A 19,000-nucleotide genomic window follows, 5' to 3' on the forward strand; every position below is an offset into this window, starting at 1 on the left:
AAAACCGCGCCAGCCCATTCGCCCGCCGGTCCAACTCCCCGTACGACAGCACCTGCTCACCACACCGCACCGCCACCGCATCCGGCGCCGCCGCAACCCGCCCCTCGATACGCTCCACGACCGACCCACCCGGCACCACGGCCCCGGTGGCGTTCCACTCCTCCACCACCCGCGCCCGCTCCGCCTCCGCCAGCACCTCGATCTCGCTGACCCGCACCCCCGGATCGGCCGCCACGGCCTCCAACACCCGCACCAAGCGCTCCACCAACGCCCGCGCCGTACCCTCCTCGAACAGATCCGCCGCATACAGCAACGCCCCGCCCAACCCAGCCGCCGCCCCCGCCTCATCACGATGCTCGATCAGCGTCACCGACAGATCGAAGCGGGCCACCGGATCCGCGGTCGACGGCAGCGTGTCGACCGCCAGGCCAGGCAGCTCCCACTGCTCCGGTGCGGCGCTCTGCACCGCCAGCATGATCTGGAAAAGCGGGTTGCGCGACAGCGACCGCGCCGGGCTCAGCATGTCGACCAGCCGCTCGAACGGCACGTCCTGGTGGGCGTACGCGGCCAGATCGGTCTCCCGCACCCGCGCCAGCACCTCGCTGAACGTCGGGTCGGCACTGACATCCGTGCGCAGCACCAGCGTGTTGACGAAGAACCCGGCCAGGTCGTCCATGGCCTCGTCGCCGCGGCCGACGATCGCGGTGCCGATGGGGATGTCGGTGCCCGCGCCCAGCCGCGCCAGCAGCACGGCCAGTGCGGCCTGCGCGATCATGAACATGGTCGCGTTGCCCTGCTGGGCGGTCGCCACCAGCCGGGCGTGGGTCTCGGCGTCCATGCGCAGGGGCACCGTGCCGCCCCGGAACGAGGACGCGGGCGGGCGCGGCCGGTCGGTCGGCAGCAGGAGCTCCTCCGGTGCGCCGGCCAAGGCCTGCCGCCAGTAGTCCAGCTGGCCGCTGATCACGCTGTCCGGATCGTCGAGGTCACCCAGCACCTCGCGCTGCCACAGGGCGTAATCCGCGTACTGCACCGGCAGCGGCTCCCACCCCGGCGCCCCGCCCGCCCGCCGCGCCGCATAAGCCACCCCCAGATCCCGCGCGAGCACGCCCATCGACCACCCGTCGACCGCGATGTGATGCGCCACGACCAGCAGCACATACTCCGTCGGCCCGGTCGCCAACAGCCGGATCCGCCAGGGCAGATCGACGCTCAGCTCGAAGCCGCGGCCGGAGTGCGCCGCCAGGGTCGCGCCGAGCTCGTCGGGTGTGGTCTCCACGACGATCAGCGGCGGCCGGCCGGCAGCGCCTTCGAGCACGTGCTGCCGGGGCTCGCCGTCCGTCTCCGGGAAGATCGTGCGCAGGCTCTCGTGCCGGTCGGCGACGTCGCCCAGCGCGGCCTCCAGGGCGGCGATGTCCAGGTCTCCCGATATCCGTAGCGCCAGCGGAAGGTTGTAGCCCGCGCCTTCGCCGACGCCTTCGAGCCGGTTGAGGAACCACATGCGCTGCTGGGCGTACGAGAGCGGCAGCACCTCCGGCCGCGGCCGCGGCGTCAGCGCGGCCCGGGCGGCCGTACCACCCGCCGCCGCGACGAGGCGGGCGACCCCGGCCACCGTCGGCGCCGCGAACAGCTCGCCGATCCTGACGCCGGTGTCCAGGACCGCCCGGAGGCGGGCGATGAGCCGCATGGCGAGAAGGGAGTCGCCGCCGAGCTCGAAGAACGAGGCCTCCGTGTCCACCCAGTCCAGCCCGAGCACCTCGCCGAAGAGCCCGGCGACGATCTCCTCGGCCGGGGTGGCGGGGCCGCGCCCGGTAGCGCCGCCGAAGTCGGGGGCGGGGAGGGCGGCACGGTCGAGCTTTCCGTTCACCGTGATGGGAAGGGCGTCGAGGGTCATTACGACGGCGGGGACCATGTAGTCCGGCAACCGCTCGGCGACGTAATCGCGCAACGCGGCCGGGTCCACATCGCCTTCGGGTACGAGATAGGCGACGAGCCGCTTGTCGCCCTCGCGGTCCTCGCGGACGACGACCGCGACCTGGCCCACGCTCTCGTGAGCAGCGAGCACGGCCTCGATCTCCCCCGGCTCCACCCGGAAGCCGCGGATCTTCACCTGCTCGTCCGCCCGGCCCGCGAAGACCAGTTCACCGTCCACGGTCCACCGCGCGAGGTCCCCGGTCCGATACATCCGCCCGCCCGTGAACGGGCACGCCACGAAGCGCTCCGCCGATAGCCCCGGCCGGCCGAGATAGCCGCGGGCTAGTCCGGAACCGGCGAGATAGAGCTCGCCGTTGACGCCCGGGGGCACGGGCTTGAGGTACTCGTCGAGGACGAAGGCCTTGGTGTTGTCGCGGGGCCGGCCGATCGGCAGCACCGCCGGGGCCTCGACCTCGGGAGCGACCGGGTGCGTCGTGGCGCACAGGGTGGTCTCGGTAGGCCCGTACATGTGCCGGATCTCGATCTCCGGGCAGGCGGCCTTGACCTGGGCGATCGCGCCCGCGGGCACCACGTCACCGCCGGTCAGCACCTCAGCCAGACCCGACAGGCACTCTGGCGACTCCTCCGCCAGCACACCGAACAGACCGGCCGTCACATGCACCGCCGTCAGCCCATGTGCCCGCACCAGCCCGGACAGCGTCGCCGCGTCCATCGGACCCGGCGGCGCCACCACCACCCGGCCACCACTGACCAGCGGCACCCATATCTCGTACGTCGACACATCGAACGCATGCGGCGCATGCAGCAGAACGCGATCGCGCGCCGCCGCGCTCCAGCACCGGTCGGTGAGCAGCGCGGCCACGGCTCCGTGGCTGACCGCCACGCCCTTCGGCACACCCGTGGAGCCGGACGTGAACATCACATACGCCACATCCTGCCCGGCCACCCGCACATCCGGCACACCGCCCCGCCCACCGAACAACTCCTCCACCGGCACCGCACCCGGCACCTCCAGCACCCGATCCGCCACCACCAACCCAACCTGACCCAGCACCAACTCCCGCCGCGCCACCGGCCACGCCGTATCCACCGGCACATAACCGGCACCAGACTTCGCCACCCCCAGCAGCACCGCCACCAGCTCCGCCGACCGCTCCATCACCACGCCGACGAGGTCCCCACGCCCCACACCCCGAGCCGCAAGCTCACACGCCACCGAGTCCGAACGCTCGCCCAACTCCCCGTACGACCACACCCGGCCATCCACACCCACCACAGCCACCGCACCCGGCACCGCCGCGACCCGCGCCCCGAACAACTCCACCAACGACACCGCCGGCACCGGACGCTCAGTGGCATTCCACTCCGCCACCACCCGCGCCCGCTCGCTCTCCGAAAGGACCTCGATCTCACTGACCCGCACCCGCGGATCACCCGCCACCTGCTCCAACACCCGCACCAACCGCTGCGCCAACAACCGCACCGTGCCCTCATCGAACAGATCGGTCGCATACAACAGCGAGCCCGCCAGCCCCGCCGGGTCGCCTTCGCTGTCCCGCCGTTCGGCCAGGGTCAGCGACAGGTCGAACTTGGCGGTCGACTCCTGCGACGTGGCCTCCAGCGGCCCGACCTGCAGCCCGGGCAGATTCCACCGCCCCTGGGACGCGGGCAGGTTCTGCAGGACGAGCGTGATCTGGAACAGCGGGTTCCGGGAGAGCGACCGGGCCGGGTTGAGGTCCTCGACCAGCCGCTCGAACGGCACATCCTGATGCGCGTACGCGGCCAGATCGGCCTCCCGCACCCGGGTCAGCAGCTCATCGAAGCCCGGGTCGGCGCTCAGGTCGGTGCGCAGCACAAGGGTGTTGATGAAGAAGCCGGCCAGCCCGTCCAGCGCGGCGTCGCCGCGGCCCGCGGTCGCCGTGCCGACCGGGATGTCCTGGCCCGCGCCCATCCGGGACAGCAGCACCGCCAGCGCGGCGTGCACGACCATGAACATCGTCGCCCGGCCGTGCCGCGCCAGCTCCACCAGCCGGGCGTGGGTCTGTGCGTCCACCTCCACCGGCAGGGTGCGCCCGCGGAACGACGACGCGGCCGGGCGGGGCCGGTCGGTCGGCAGGTCCAACTCCTCCGGCGCGCCGGAGAGCGTCTGCCGCCAGTAGTCCAGCTGCCCGCTGACCAGGCTGTCCGGATCGTCGAGCTCGCCCAGCTCCGTGCGCTGCCAGAGCGCGTAGTCCGCGTACTGCACGGGCAGCGGCTCCCAGCCCGGGAGCCGGTCCTGCCGTCGGGCGGTGTAGGCCGTCTCCAGGTCCTGCGCGAGGACGCCCATCGACCAGCCGTCGACCGCGATGTGGTGCGCCACGATCAGCAGGATGTAGTCCGTGGGGCCGGTCCTGAGCAGCCGGATCCGCCAGGGTAGGTCGACGCTGACGTCGAAGCCGCGGCCCACGTGGGCCGTGAGGGCATCGTCGATCTCGTCCTCGGTGGTGTCCACCACGACCAGCGGCGGCCGGCCGGCGGCGCCTTCGAGCACGTGCTGCCGGGGCTCGCCGTCCGTCTCCGGGAAGACCGTGCGCAGGCTCTCGTGCCGGTCGGCGATGTCGCCGAGGGCGGTCTCCAGGGCCGCGATGTCCAGGTCGCCGGACATCCGCAGGGCCAGGGGGAGGTTGTACGCCGCGCCCTCGCCCGCGCCTTCGAGCCGGTTGAGGAACCACATCCGCTGCTGCTCGAACGACAGCGGCAGCACCTCCGGCCGCGGGCGCGCCGTCAGCGCCGAGCGCGTCTGGCCGGCTGCCGCGCCGGCCAGCCGGGCGACGCCGGCGACCGAGGGAGCGGCGAAGAGCTCGCCGATGGTGAGCTCCGCCCCAAGGACGGCACGGATGCGGGCGATGAGCCGCATGGCGAGAAGGGAGTCGCCGCCGAGCTCGAAGAACGAGGCCTCCGTGTCCACCCAGTCCAGCCCGAGCACCTCGCCGAAGAGCCCGGCGACGATCTCCTCGGCCGGGGTGGCGGGGCCGCGCCCGGTAGCGCCGCCGAAGTCGGGGGCGGGGAGGGCGGCACGGTCGAGCTTGCCGTTGACGGTGACGGGGAGGGTGTCGAGGGTGACGAAGGCGGCCGGGACCATGTAGTCGGGCAGCCGCTCTGCCACGTACTCCCGCAGCCCGGCCGGGTCCGCTGCACCGTCGGGTACGAGATAGGCGACGAGCCGCTTGTCGCCCTCGCGGTCCTCGCGGACGACGACCGCGACCTGGCCCACGCTCTCGTGAGCAGCGAGCACGGCCTCGATCTCCCCCGGCTCCACCCGGAAGCCGCGGACCTTGACCTGCTCGTCCGCCCGGCCCGCGAAGACCAGTTCACCGTCCACGGTCCACCGCGCGAGGTCCCCGGTTCGGTACATCCGTGCCCCCGGCTCGACGAAGGGCGCGGCGACGAAGCGCTCGGCCGTGAGGCCCGGGTGCCCCGTGTACCCGCGGGCGAGTCCGGAACCGGCGAGATAGAGCTCGCCGTTGACGCCCGGAGGCACGGGCTTGAGGTACTCGTCGAGGACGAAGGCCTTGGTGTTGCCGCGCGGCCGGCCGATCGGCAGCACCGCCGGAGCCTGGGCCGCAGCGGGAATGACGTGGGTCGTGGCGCACAGAGTGGTCTCGGTGGGACCGTACATGTGCCGGATCTCGACCTCCGGACAAGCGGCCTTGACCTGGGCAATCGCACCCGCAGGCACCACATCCCCGCCCGTCAGCACCTCCCCCACACCCGACAGACACCCCGGCGACTCCTCCGCCAGCACACCGAACAGACCGGCCGTCACATGCACAGCCGTCAACTCATGCGCCCGCACCAACCCGGACAGCGTCGCCGCATCCATCGGACCCGGCGGCGCCACCACCACCCGACCACCACTGACCAGCGGCACCCACACCTCAAACGTCGACACATCGAACGCATGCGGCGCATGCAACAGAACACGATCACGCGCCGCCGCACTCCAGCACCCATCCGTCACCAGCGCCGCCACCGCACCATGACCGACAACCACGCCCTTCGGCACACCCGTGGAGCCGGACGTGAACATCACATACGCCACATCCTCCCCGGCCACCCGCACATCCGGCACACCCTCCCGCCCACCGAACAACTCATCCACCGGCACCGCACCCGGCACCTCCAGCACCCGATCCGCCACCACCAACCCAACCTGACCCAGCACCAACTCCCGCCGCGCCACCGGCCACGCCGTATCCACCGGCACATAACCGGCACCAGACTTCGCCACCCCCAGCAGCACCGCCACCAGCTCCGCCGACCGCTCCATCACCACGCCGACCAGATCGCCACGCCCCACACCCCGAGCCGCAAGCTCACACGCCACCGAATCCGAACGCTCAGCCAACTCCCCGTACGACCACTCCCGGCCATCCACACCCACCACAGCCACCGCACCCGGCACCGCCGCGACCCGCGCCCCGAACAACTCCACCAACGACACCGCCGGCACCGGACGCTCAGTGGCATTCCACTGCGCCACCACCCGCGAACGCTCCGCCTCCGCCAGCACCTCAATCTCACTGACCCGCACCCCCGGATCAGCCGCCACCTGCTCCAGCACCCGCACCAACCGCTCCGCCAGCAACCGCACCGTGCCCTCATCGAACAGATCAGTCGCATACAACAGCGAGCCCGCCAGCCCCGCCGGCGCCCCATCCTCGTCGCGCCGCTCGGCCACCGTCGCCGACAGATCGAACCGGGCCGCCGGCGAGGCGGCCGGCAGACCGCTCACCTCCAGCCCGGACAGCTCCCACTGCCGACGGCTCTGCGGCAGGTTCTGCATGGTGAGCGACACCTGGAACAGCGGGTGCCGGCCCAGCGACCGGGCCGGGTTGAGGTCCTCGACCAGCCGCTCGAACGGCACATCCTGATGCGCGTACGCGGCCAGGTCGGTCTGCCGGACGCGGTCCAGCAGTTCGGCGGCCGACGGGTCGCCGCTCAGGTCGGTGCGCAGCACCAGGGTGTTGATGAAGAAGCCGGCCAGCCCGTCCAGCGCGGCGTCGCCGCGGCCCGCGGTCGCCGTGCCGATGGGGATGTCCGTGCCGGCACCCATCCGCGAGAGGAGGGTGGTGATCGCGGCGTGCATCACCATGAACATCGTCGCCCGGCCGCGCTGGGCGAGCTCCACCAGCCGGGCGTGGGTCTGTGCGTCCACCTCGAACGGCATCTCGCCGCCGGTGAACGAGGACACCGCCGGGCGGGGCCGGTCGGTCGGCAGGTCCAGCTCCTCCGGCGCGTCGGCGAGCGTCTGCCGCCAGTAGTCCAGCTGCCCGCTGACCAGGCTGTCCGGGTCGTCGAGCTCGCCGAGCACCTCGCGCTGCCAGAGCGCGTAGTCCCCGTACTGCACCGGCAGCGGCTCCCAGCCCGGGAGCCGGCCCGCGCACCGGGCCGCGTAGGCGGCGCCGATGTCACGCGCGAGGATGCCCATCGACCAGCCGTCGGCGGCGATGTGGTGGACAGCGCCCAGGAGTACGTACTCGGCCGGGCCGGTCACCAGGAGCCGTACGCGCCAGGGCAGTTCGGTGCGGACGTCGAACGCCTTGTTCGCGTACGCCGCGAGCTGCCCGGGCACCTCGTCCGCGGCGGCGTGCACCACCGTCAGCGACGGCCGGCCCGCCGCGCCGTGCACGACCTGCTGGCGGGGGACGCCCGCGGTCTCCGGGAAGACCGTGCGCAGGCTCTCGTGCCGGTCGGCGACGTCGCCAAGGGCAGCTTCCAGCGCGGCGACGTCGAGGTCGCCGGAGAGCCGCAGGGCCAGGGGGAGGTTGTACGCCGCCCCCTCGCCCGCGCCTTCGAGCCGGTTGAGGAACCACATCCGCTGCTGCTCGAACGACAGCGGCAGCACCTCCGGCCGCGGCCGCGCCGTCAACGGCGCCCGGGACTCGCCGGCGAGCTCGCCCACCAGCTGGGCGGCGCCGGCGACGGTGGGGGCGGCGAACAGCTCGCCGATGCTGACCTCGGCATCGAGGACGGCGCGGATCCGGGCGATGAGCCGCATGGCGAGGAGGGAGTCGCCGCCGAGGTCGAAGAAGGAGGCGTCGGCGCTGACCCACTCCAGGCCGAGGACCTCGCAGTAGAGGCCGCTGAGGATCTCTTCGGTGGGGGTGGCCGGACCGCGACCCTCTGCGGCCTCGGTGAAGTCGGGGGCGGGGAGGGCGGAGCGGTCGAGCTTTCCGTTCACCGTGATGGGGAGGGCGTCGAGGGTCATCACGGCGGCGGGGACCATGTAGTCCGGCAGCCGCTCGACGACGTAATCGCGCAACGCGGCCGGTTCCGCATCGCCTTCGGGGACGACGTAGGCGACGAGCCGCTTGTCGCCAGGGCGGTCCTCCCGTACGACGACGGCGACTTGGCCGACGTTCTGGTGGCCGGCGAGGACGGCCTCGATCTCGCCGGGTTCGACACGGAAGCCGCGGACCTTCACCTGCTCGTCGGCACGGCCGCCGAAGACCAGCTCGCCGTCGGCGGTCCACTTCGCGAGGTCCCCGGTCCGGTACATCCGCCCGCCCGTGAACGGGCACGCCACGAAACGTTCCGCCGTCAGCCCCGGGCGGCCCAGATAGCCACGCGCGAGCCCCGGGCCCGCGACGTACAGCTCACCCAGCACACCCACGGGGACCGGCCGCAGGTGCTCATCCAGCACATAGGCGCCGGTGTTGGAGATCGGACGGCCGATGGATATCGGTCCGGATGGCTCCAGAGGCGCGCTCATGGTGGCGCAGACGGTGACCTCGGTCGGCCCGTACGCATTGACCATCCGCCGGCCCGGCGCCCACTTCTCCACCAGCGCCGGCGGGCACACCTCACCCGCCACCACGAGGGTGCGCAGGCTCTGCGGCAGCTCCTCCACAGTCGCCAGCACGGACGGCGGCACGGTCACATGGGTGACGGCGAACTCCGTCACCGCCTCGGTCAACGACCCGTTCGGCGGGAGCCTGCCGGCGTCGGCCATCACCAAAGCGGCGCCCGAGAGCAGCGCCATGCACATCTCGGAGACCGAAGCGTCGAAACTCAGCGACGCCAGCTGCAGCACCCGCGAACCCGCACCCACCTCGAACCGGTCGATCTGGGCAGCCGCGAGATTCCCGATCCCCCGGTGCGTCACCGCCACACCCTTGGGACGGCCCGTCGACCCCGACGTGTAGATCACGTACGCCACATCATCCGCACCCACCGGGACCACCGGCGCCGACTCCGCCGCCGCGGACGGATCCCACACCAGGCACTCCACCCCGGCCGGAACCAACACCCGCGTCTCCTCGGAGCAGAGGACGAGCGCAGGCGCCGAGTCCTCGACCATCCACCCGATCCGCTCCGCCGGATACGCAGGATCCACCGGCACAAACCCCGCCCCGGCCTTTGCGATCCCCAGCAGCAAGGCCACCAGCTCGACGGACCGGTCCAGCACCACCGCGACCAAGTCACCGCGGCCCACGCCCCGCGCAGCCAGGACGCCCGCCACCCGGTCCGCCCGTTCCCGGAGTTCCGCGTACGACCACTCCAGACCGCCCGCACCCACCACCGCCACCGCATCCGGCGACCGACCCGCCTGCACGTCGAACAGCCCACCCAACGAAGCCACCGGCACATCGGCAGAGGTCGCGTTCCACTCCTCCACCAACCGCGCCCGCTCAGCGCCGCCGAGCACCTCGACCTCGCTCACCCGCGCCGCCGGATCCGAGGCGACCTGCTCCAGCACCCGCCCCAGCCGCTCCGCCACCCCGCGCGCGGTGGCCTCGTCGAACAGGTCCGTGGCATACAGCAGATCGCCGTCGATGCCCGCCGGGTTGCCCTCGCCGTCCCGGTGCTCCGCCAGGGTCAGCGACATGTCGACCCGGGCCGCCGCTGCCCCGGGCGTCATCGGCCGCACCTGGACGCCCGGCAGCTCCCACTGCCCGGGCGGCATCGTCTGCACGGAGAGCATGACCTGGAACAGCGGGTGCCGGGCCAGCGAGCGGGCGGGGTTGAGGTCCTCGACGAGGTGCTCGAAGGGCAGGTCCTGGTGCGCGTACGCGGCCAGGTCGGTCTCCCGCACCCGGGCCAGCAGCTGCTCGAAGGTGGGGTCGTCGCTCAGGTCCGTACGCAGCACCAGGGTGTTGACGAAGAAGCCGGCCAACCCGTCCAGCGCCGCGTCGCCGCGGCCGGCGACGGCCGTGCCGAGGGGGATGTCCTGCCCGGCGCCCAGCCGGGACAGCAGCAGCGCCAGCGCCGCGTGCACGACCATGAACATCGTGGCGTCGCCGCGTCGCGCGACCTCCACCAGCCGGGCATGGGTGGGCACGTCGACCCGCACCCCGGCCGCCCCGCCACGGTACGAGGACACCGCGGGCCGGGACCGGTCGGCCGGCAACGCGAGCTCCTGGGGCGCGCCGGCCAGGGTCTGCCGCCAGTAGTCCAGCTGGGCGCTGATCAGGCTGTCGGGGGCGTCCAGGTCGCCGAGCAGCCGGCGCTGCCAGAGCGCGTAGTCGGCGTACTGCACCGGCAGCGGCTCCCAGGCCGGCCGGCGGCCGTGCAGCCGGGCCGTGTAGGCCAGTTCGAGGTCCTTGAGGAGCAGGTCCATCGTCCAGCCGTCGACCGCGATGTGGTGCGCGACGATCAGCAGCACGTACTCGGCGTGACCGGTCTTCAGCAGCCGGATCCGCCACGGGAGGTCGGCGCTCAGGTCGAAGCGCTCCTCGGTCTGCTCGGCGAGCACCTGCTCGACCCGGTCGCCGGGGGTGTCGAGGACGACCAGCGGCGGACGGCCGGCCAGGCCTTCGAGGACGTGCTGGCGCGGCACGCCGTCCGTCTCGGGGTAGATCGTGCGCAGGCTCTCGTGCCGGTCGGCGAGGTCGTGCAGGGCGGCTTCCAGCGCGGCGACGTCGAGGTCGCCGGAGATGCGGTAGCGCAGCGGCAGGTTGTACGCGGCCTCGCCGCCCTGTTGGGCCTCCTCCATCTGGTTGACGAACCACATCCGCTGCTGCCCGAACGACAGCGGCACGACCTCCGGCCGGGGCTGCGGCGTGAGCGACAGCTGCACGTCTCCCCCGCCGGCGAGCTGCCGGGCGACCCCGGCGACGGTCGGCTCGGCGAACAGCTGCCGGATGCTCAGCTCGGCGTCCAGGACGGCGCGGATCCGGGCGATCAGCCGCATCGCCTGCAGCGAGTCACCGCCCAGTTCGAAGAACGACGCGTCGACGCCGACTTGGTCGAGGCCGAGGATGTCGGCGAACAGCCCGCACAGCGCCTCCTCGATGGGGGTCGCGGGCGCGCGCCGGCCGGTCAGGCCCGCGTAGTCGGGGGCGGGCAGGGCGTCGCGGTCGAGCTTGCCGTTCACCGTGACGGGGAGGGAGTCGAGGACCATCACCGCGGCCGGGACCAGATAGTCCGGCAGCCGCTCGGCCACGTACTCCCGCAGCCCGCCCGGCTCCTCGGTGCCCTCGGGGACGACGTAGGCGACGAGCCGCCTGTCCCCGGGGCGGTCCTCGCGGACCACGACGGCGGACCGGCCGACGGCCGGGTGGGCGGCCAGCGCGGCCTCGATCTCGCCGGGCTCCACCCGGAAGCCGCGGATCTTGATCTGGGTGTCGGCCCGGCCGACGACGACGAGCCGGCCGTCGGGGGTCCAGTAGGCCAGATCCCCGGTGCGGTACATCCGCCCGCCTGGGTGGCCGGGTTCGTCGGCGGCAGCGAACGGGCAGGCCACGAAGCGCTCGGCGGTCAGCGCCGAGCGGCCGAGATAGCCGCGGGCCAGGCCGGGGCCGGCGAGATAGAGCTCTCCCGTGACGCCGGCGGGGACGGGCTGCAGGAACTCGTCCAGGACATACGTCTGCCCGTTCTCGAGCGGCCGTCCGATCGGCACCGGGGCGTCGGCGTCAGCCGGGGTGAGCGGGTCGCTCAAGGTGACGCAGACGGTGGCCTCGGTGGGGCCGTACGCGTTCATCATCCGCCGGCCCGGCGCCAGCCGTCCGACCAGCGCGGGCGGGCACACCTCGCCCGCGACCGCGACGGTGGTCACGGTGGCGGGCAGCTCGTCGGCGGCGGCGAGCACGGACGGCGGCGCGGTCAGATGCGTCACGCCGAACTCGGCGGCCACGCCGGCCAGCGACCCGTACGGCGGCAGCATGTCGCGGTCCGCCATGACGAGGGCGGCCCCCGCGGGCAGGGCGGTGCAGAACTCGGCGAACGCGGCGTCGAAGCTCGGCGAGGCGAACTGCAGGATGCGCGCGCCGGGTTCGGACCCGAACCGTGCGATGTGGCTCGCCGCCAGACTGCCCACTCCGCCGTGGGTGACCACGACGCCCTTCGGGGTGCCGGTGGAGCCGGAGGTGTAGATGACGTACGCGGGGTGCTGCAGCCGCTGCGGCCGGATGCGATCCGCGTCGCCGGGGGCCGTGGCCGGGCGAGCCGCCAGCGCGGTGGTCACCTCCGGGTCGTCGAGGACCAGCCGGGGCAGCGTGCCGGCGCCCAGCGCGGCCTCGGTCCCGCCAGTGCACAGCATCAGCTTCGGCCGGGCGTCGGCCAGCATGAACGCGATCCGCTGCGCCGGATACCGGGGGTCGACGGGCAGATAGCCCGCGCCTGCCTTGACCACGGCCAGCAGCACGGCCATCAGCTCGACGGACCGCTCCATGGCCACGCCGACCAGGTCCTCGGGACCGACGCCGCGGGCGATCAGCTCGTGCGCCAGCCGGTTGCTCTGCTCCTCCAGCTGTGCATACGTCAGGCTCCGTTCCGCCCCGACAACGGCCACGGCATCGGGGGTCCGCTGCACCTGTGCTTCGAACAGCTCGGCCAGCGTGCCCTCCGGCACGTCCCGGGCCGTGCGGTTCCAGTCCTGGACGACGGTGCGCCGCTCGGCCGGGTCCAGGATCTGCAGCCGGCTGAGGGGCGCGGCGGGGTCGGCGGCGATCTGCTCCAGCACCCGCGCCAGCCGCCGGGCCAGGTCCTGAACGGTGTCCTCGTCGAACAGCTCGGTGGCGTAGAAGATCTCGCCGCCGATGCCGGCCGGGCTGCCGTCGTCGTCGCGGTGTTCGGACAGGTCGACCGACAGGTCGAAGCGGGCGGCGAGAGAGCCGGGCGGGGTCAGCCGGACCTGGAGACCGGGCAGGTCCCACTGCGCGGACGGGACGTTCCGCAGCGACAGCATGACCTGGAACAGCGGGTTGCGGGACAGCGAGCGCGACGGCGCGAGGTCCTCGACGAGGTGCTCGAAGGGCACGTCCTGGTGGGCGTACGCGGCCAGGTCGGTCTCCCGTACCCGGGCCAGGAGTTCGGTGAAGGCGGGGTCGCCGCTCAGGTCGGTGCGCAGCACGAGCGTGTTGACGAAGAAGCCGGTCAGCCCGTCCAGCGCCGCGTCGCCGCGGCCGGCGGTGGCCGTGCCGATGGGGATGTCCGTGCCGGCGCCCATCCGGGCGAGGAGCGCCGCCAGCGCGGCGTGCACGACCATGAAGACCGTGGCCCCGCCGCGCTGGGCGACCTCGACGAGGCGGGCATGGGTGCGGGCGTCGATCCGGAGGGGGACCAGGCCGCCCGCGTACGACGACACCGCCGGGCGCGGCCGGTCTGTCGGCAGCGCCAGCTCCTGCGGCGCGCCTGCCAGGGCATCGTGCCAGTAGGCGAGTTGATCGCTCAGCAGGCTGTCCTCGTCACCCTGCTCCCCCAGCAGCTGCCGCTGCCAGAGGGCGAAGTCGGCGTACTGCACGGGCAGCGGCTCCCACACCGGCGCCCGGCCCTGCCGACGGGCCGCGTAGGCCGCGCTCAGGTCCTGCGCGAGGACGCCCATCGACCACCCGTCGACGGCGATGTGGTGCGCCACGATGAGCAGCACGTACTCCGTGGGGCCGGTGACCAGCAGCCGCGCCCGCCACGGGAGTTCGGTGCTCAGCTCGAAGCCGCGGCCGGCGTGCGCGCTCAGCTCCGCTTCGACCTGGTCCGCGGGGGTGTCGACGACCACCAGCGGCGGATGCGCCGCGGGGCCGTCCAGCACCTGCTGCCGCGGTACGCCGTCGGTCTCCGGGAAGACCGTGCGCAGGCTCTCGTGCCGGTCGGCGACGTCGGCGAGGGCGGCGTCCAGCGCGCCGGTGTCGAGGGCGCCGGAGAGCCGCAGCGCGAGCGGCATGTTGTAGACGCCCTCGGCTCCCTCTCCGAGCGTCTCCAGCCGGTTGAGGAACCACATCCGCTGCTGCCCGTACGACAGCGGCAGCTGCTCGGGCCGCGGCTGCGGCTCCAGCGGCGGCCGCGCGTCGCCGCGCTCGGCGTCGATCCGGCGGGCGGCGTCGGCGACGGTCGGGGCGGCGAACAGGTCGGCGATGCGCAGTTCGCTGTCGAGGACGGGGCGGATGCGGGCGATGAGCTTCATGGCGAGGAGGGAGTCGCCGCCGAGCTCGAAGAAGGAGGCGTCGGCGCTGACCTGGTTCAGGCCGAGGACTTCGGCGAAGAGCCCGCAGAGGATCTCCTCGGTGGGGGTGGCGGGGGCGCGGCCCTCGGTGGTGCCGGCGGTGTCGGGGGCGGGGAGGGCGGCGCGGTCCAGCTTGCCGTTGACGGTGAGCGGCAGCGCGTCGAGGGGCACGATCGCGGGGATCATGTACTCCGGCAGCCGGGCGGCGGCGAGGCCGCGCAGGGCTGCCGGGTCGAGCTCGCCGGCGGGGACCACGTAGGCCACGAGACGCCGGTCCCCCGGGTGGTCCTCGCGGATGACCACGGCGGCCTGGGCCACGGTTGGGTGGCCGCTGAGGACGGCTTCGATCTCGCCGGGCTCCACACGGAACCCGCGAACCTTGACCTGCTCATCCACGCGGCCTGCGAAGACCAGTTCGCCGTCGGCGGTCCACTTCGCCAGGTCGCCGCTGCGATACATCCGGCCACCCGGGACAGCGAAGGGGCACGCAACGAACCGCTCCGCGGACAGCCCCGGCCGCCCGATGTAACCCCGAGCCAGACCGGCACCGGCGATGTAGACCTCGCCGGTGACGCCTTCCGGGACGGGCTTGAGGAACTCATCGAGCACATAGACGCGGGCGTTGGGGAGGGGGCGACCGATGGCCGGGGCTTCCTCCAGGCCGGTCTTCAGTGCGGTCGCGGTGGCAGTGGTGATGACGGTGGCCTCAGTCGGGCCATACGTGTTCCACACCTGGGCGCCGGCCGACCACCGGTCGGCCAGATCGGCACTCAACCGCTCCGCACCCAGCACCCAATTGCGCACCCCCGGAACAGCGGTCGGCTCCAGCACCCCCAGCAAGGAGGGCACCACGCTGGCCACCTGCACGCCGGACCGGCTGATCATCCCGGCCAGCGCTTCCAGGTCACCGCGCTCGGCGGAAGTGGCGACGGCTAAGGTCCCGCCCGCGGCGAGGGTGACGACGACGTCGAGGACGGCGGCGTCGAAGCTGAAGGACGCGAACTGCAGCCCCACCACACCCGCATCCATCCCCAACACCGGACGCATCGCCTCAGCGAGATTCGCCACCCCACCGTGAGCGACGGCCACCCCCTTCGGGCGGCCCGTCGAACCCGACGTGTAGATCACATACGCCAACTGCTCCGGCACAATGACCGTCCCGAGCGGCTCCGCAGAGAACACGTCGACATCCTCGAGGAGAACGGCGCGGGCATCGCCGAGCGGCACCTCGGCCAGGCAGTCGGCCGTGCCAAGGACCACCTCGGCACCACTGTCCGCGACCATGAAGCCCAACCGGTCCACCGGATACTCCGGATCCAACGGCACAAAAGCCGCGCCGGCCTTCCACACCGCCAGCTCCGCCACCACCATCTCCACCGACCGCGGCAGACACAGCGCAACCCGCGACTCCCGCCCCACCCCCACACCGTTCAAAAACCGCGCCAGCCCATTCGCCCGCCGGTCCAACTCCCCGTACGACAACACCTGCTCACCACACCGCACCGCCACCGCATCCGGCGCCGCCGCAACCCGCCCCTCGATACGCTCCACGATCGACCCACCCGGCACCACGGCCCCGGTGGCGTTCCACTCCTCCACCACCCGCGCCCGCTCCGCCTCCGCCAGCACATCCAGCCGACCGACCAGCGCCCCCGGATCGGCCGCCATCTGCCCCAGCACCCGTACCAAGCGCCCAAGGAGCTCCTGTGCCGCCTCGGCGTCGAACAGGTCCGGCCGGTAGTCCAGCCGCAGCCGCAGCTCCTCCGTCGGGTGCACGCCAAGCGACAGCGGGAAGTTGGTGGACTCCCGCATCGCCGTGCCGGTGACCTGCACCCCAGCGGCCGCGGTGGACTCCTGTGCCCCGATGGGGTGGTTCTCGAACGCCATGATGGTGTCGAACGTCGCGCCGGGCCCGGCCAGCCGCTGGATCTCGGTGAGGCCCAGGTGCTGGTGGTCGAGCAGCGCCGACTGCCGGTCCTGCAGCTCCGTCAGCATGGCCGTGACCGACTGCGCGGGGTCGAAGTGCACGCGTACGGGCACCGTGTTGATGAAGAGCCCCAGCATGCTCTCCATACCGGGCAGATCCGCGGGCCGCCCCGCCACCGTCGCGCCGAACACCACGTCGCGGCGGCCGGTAAGCCGACCGAGCACGACGGCCCAGGCGGCCTGGATCACGGTGTTCAGGGTCAGGCCGTTGCGGCGGGCGAGGTCCCGCAGCCGGCCGGCGAGCTCCGCGCCGGCGTCGGTGGCCGCCTTGCCGGAGGCGACAGGGGCGGCGGCGGACTGCTCGCCCGGGGCCACCAGCGTCGGCTCCTCCGCGCCCGCCAGCTCCTGCCGCCAGGCGTCGCGCGCGGCTTCCTTGTTCTGGCGGGCGAGCCAGGCGAGGTAGTCGCGGTACGGGGTGACGGGCGGCAGGCCGCGGGCGCTGCCCCCGGCCTCGTAACACGTCCACAACTCCCGCATCAGCACCGGCAGCGACCAGCCGTCCAGCAGGATGTGGTGCAACGTGATCATCATCCGGTACTGGTCAGGCCCGACCTTGACCAGCAGCACCTTCAGCAGCGGCGGCACCGCCAGGTCGAACCGCCGCTCCCGCTCCTCGATCCCCAGCCTCTCCGACTCCGCCCGGGCCACATCGGCATCCAGCCCGGACAGATCCTCCTCCCGCCACGGCAGCTCCACGCCCCGGGCGATGACCTGCACCGGCTGCGCCACCCCGGCCAGCTGCCGGAAGCCGGCGCGCAGACTCTCGTGCCGGTCGAGCAGCGCCTGCCACGAGGCCCGCAGCACCGCCGAGTCGACGTCTCCTGCCAGGTCCAGCACGAGCTGCTCGACATAGACGTCGGTGCCCTGTTCGTCGTACACCGCGTGGAACAGCAGGCCCTCCTGCAGCGGCGACAGCGGCCAGACGTCCTGGACTCGCATCTGAGTCATCGTGCTCTCCCCTTGTCCGCGAGTTCCGCTTCGAGCGCGTCGATCTGGCTCTGGTCGAGCGTGATCAGTGAGAAGTCCGACGGCGTGTGGCCGCCGCCGGAGCCGGTGGTGTGGGTGGCAAGGCCGGTGAGCATCGCCAGCCAGCCGTCGGCGAGTTGCCGCATGTCCTCGGTGTGCTGGATGTGCCGGGGCCAGGCGAGCGTCAGCGTGAGCCGCGGGCCGTCCGGCAGGTCGCGGACCAGGCCGACGGCCTCCAGGGCGTGGGCCAGCGGGACCTTGTCGCCCGCTCCGCCGCCGAAGCTGCCTTCGGGGGCGGCGGACCAGACGGCTGCCCGGTCCGGTGTCCCGTCGGCGAAGCGGCCCAGGTAGTTGAAGCCGATCTGGGCGGTGGGCAGCGCGGCGAGGGCGGGTGCGGTCTCGGGGTTGAGATACCGGAGCAGGCCGTGGCCGAGGCCGTCGCCCGGGACCGCGCGGAGCTGTTCCTTGATCTGCTTGACGGCCCGTCCCGCCGCCGGCCCGCCGCCGCGCAACCCGGCGAAGTCCAGCGTCGCGGGGTCGAGCCGCACCGGAGTGGTGCTGGTGAACCAGCCCACCGTACGGACCAGATCGAGACCGTCGGCCGTCCGGCCGTGGCCTTCCACGTCCACGAGGACCCCGCCCCCCGCGTCCTGCCCGCGGTGCCGCCGCCACTCCGCGACCGCGGAGGCCAGGGCGGTGAGCAGCACATCGTCGATCCCGGCGTGGAAGGCGGCCGGGACCGCCGTCAGCAGGGTGCCGGTGAGCTCCGGCGAGGCCGTCACGGAGACCCGCTGCAGCGTGACGCCCACGTCGCGGGCCGGGTCCAGGGGCCGGTCGCCGAGCGGCGCGTCGGAGTCGCGCAGCAGCCGGGTCCAGGCGGGGAGTTCTGCGAGCCGCGGCCGGCCGGTGGCTTCGGCCCGCAGGGCGCGGGCCCAGTGCCGGAAGGAGGTGGGCACCGGCTCCAGCGCAACCTCGCGGCCGGCGGCCAGGTCTCCGTAGGCCTGGGCGAGATCCGGGACGAGGATCCGGAGGGAGAGCGTGTCCACCGCCAGGTGGTGGACGGTGAGCAGGAGCCGTCCGGGGGTGTCCGGGCCGGCGTCGAACCAGACCACCTGGGCCATCACACCCGCCTGCGGGTCGAGCCGGTCCGCGGCGGCCCGGGACTCCTCGGCGATGAGCCGGTCCAGATCGCCGGCGGTCACGTCGACCCGGTGCACCCAGGGGGCCGCGTACGCGGTCGGGGGGACGACCAGGCGGGGTACGGGCTCGGCCTCGAGCCGGGCCCGCAGGATGTCATGGTGATCGACAACCGCCTGAACAGCGTCGATCAGCGTCTCCAGCCGCATCCCCGCCGGGGCCACCACCAGGGTGGACTGATGGACTCCGGCCACCCGGTCCGGCCCCGCCCGCTCCACCAACTCGTGCATCACCGGGGTCAGCGGCACCTCACCGGTGCCCGGGTCACCGCCGCCGACGGCGCCACCGGCACCGACCTCCCCGGCGACCACGGCCAGGCCTGCCGGAGTCTGACGCTCGAACACCTGCCGCGCGGTCACCACCAAGCCCGCCTTACGCGCCCTCGACACCAGCAGCATCGACATGATCGAGTCACCACCCAGCTCGAAGAACGAGGCATCGGCGCTGACCTGGTTCAGGCCGAGGACTTCGGCGAAGAGCCCGCAGAGGATCTCCTCG

Annotated in this window: 2 protein-coding genes; both read right to left on the bottom strand. The window is 73.0% G+C overall.

The features are described from left to right. Positions 1–17,287 (bottom strand): non-ribosomal peptide synthase/polyketide synthase (locus ACTWP8_RS37370; protein WP_443326511.1); only part of this gene is annotated, 17,287 nt, incomplete at its 3' end. Further along, a partial coding sequence (locus ACTWP8_RS37375; protein WP_443326512.1) for a condensation domain-containing protein occupies positions 17,284–19,000 on the bottom strand: 1,717 nt, incomplete at its 5' end. The genes ACTWP8_RS37370 and ACTWP8_RS37375, both read right to left, overlap by 4 nt.

Source organism: Streptomyces sp. 7N604 (assembly GCF_052245475.1).
Lineage (GTDB): Bacteria > Actinomycetota > Actinomycetes > Streptomycetales > Streptomycetaceae > Streptomyces.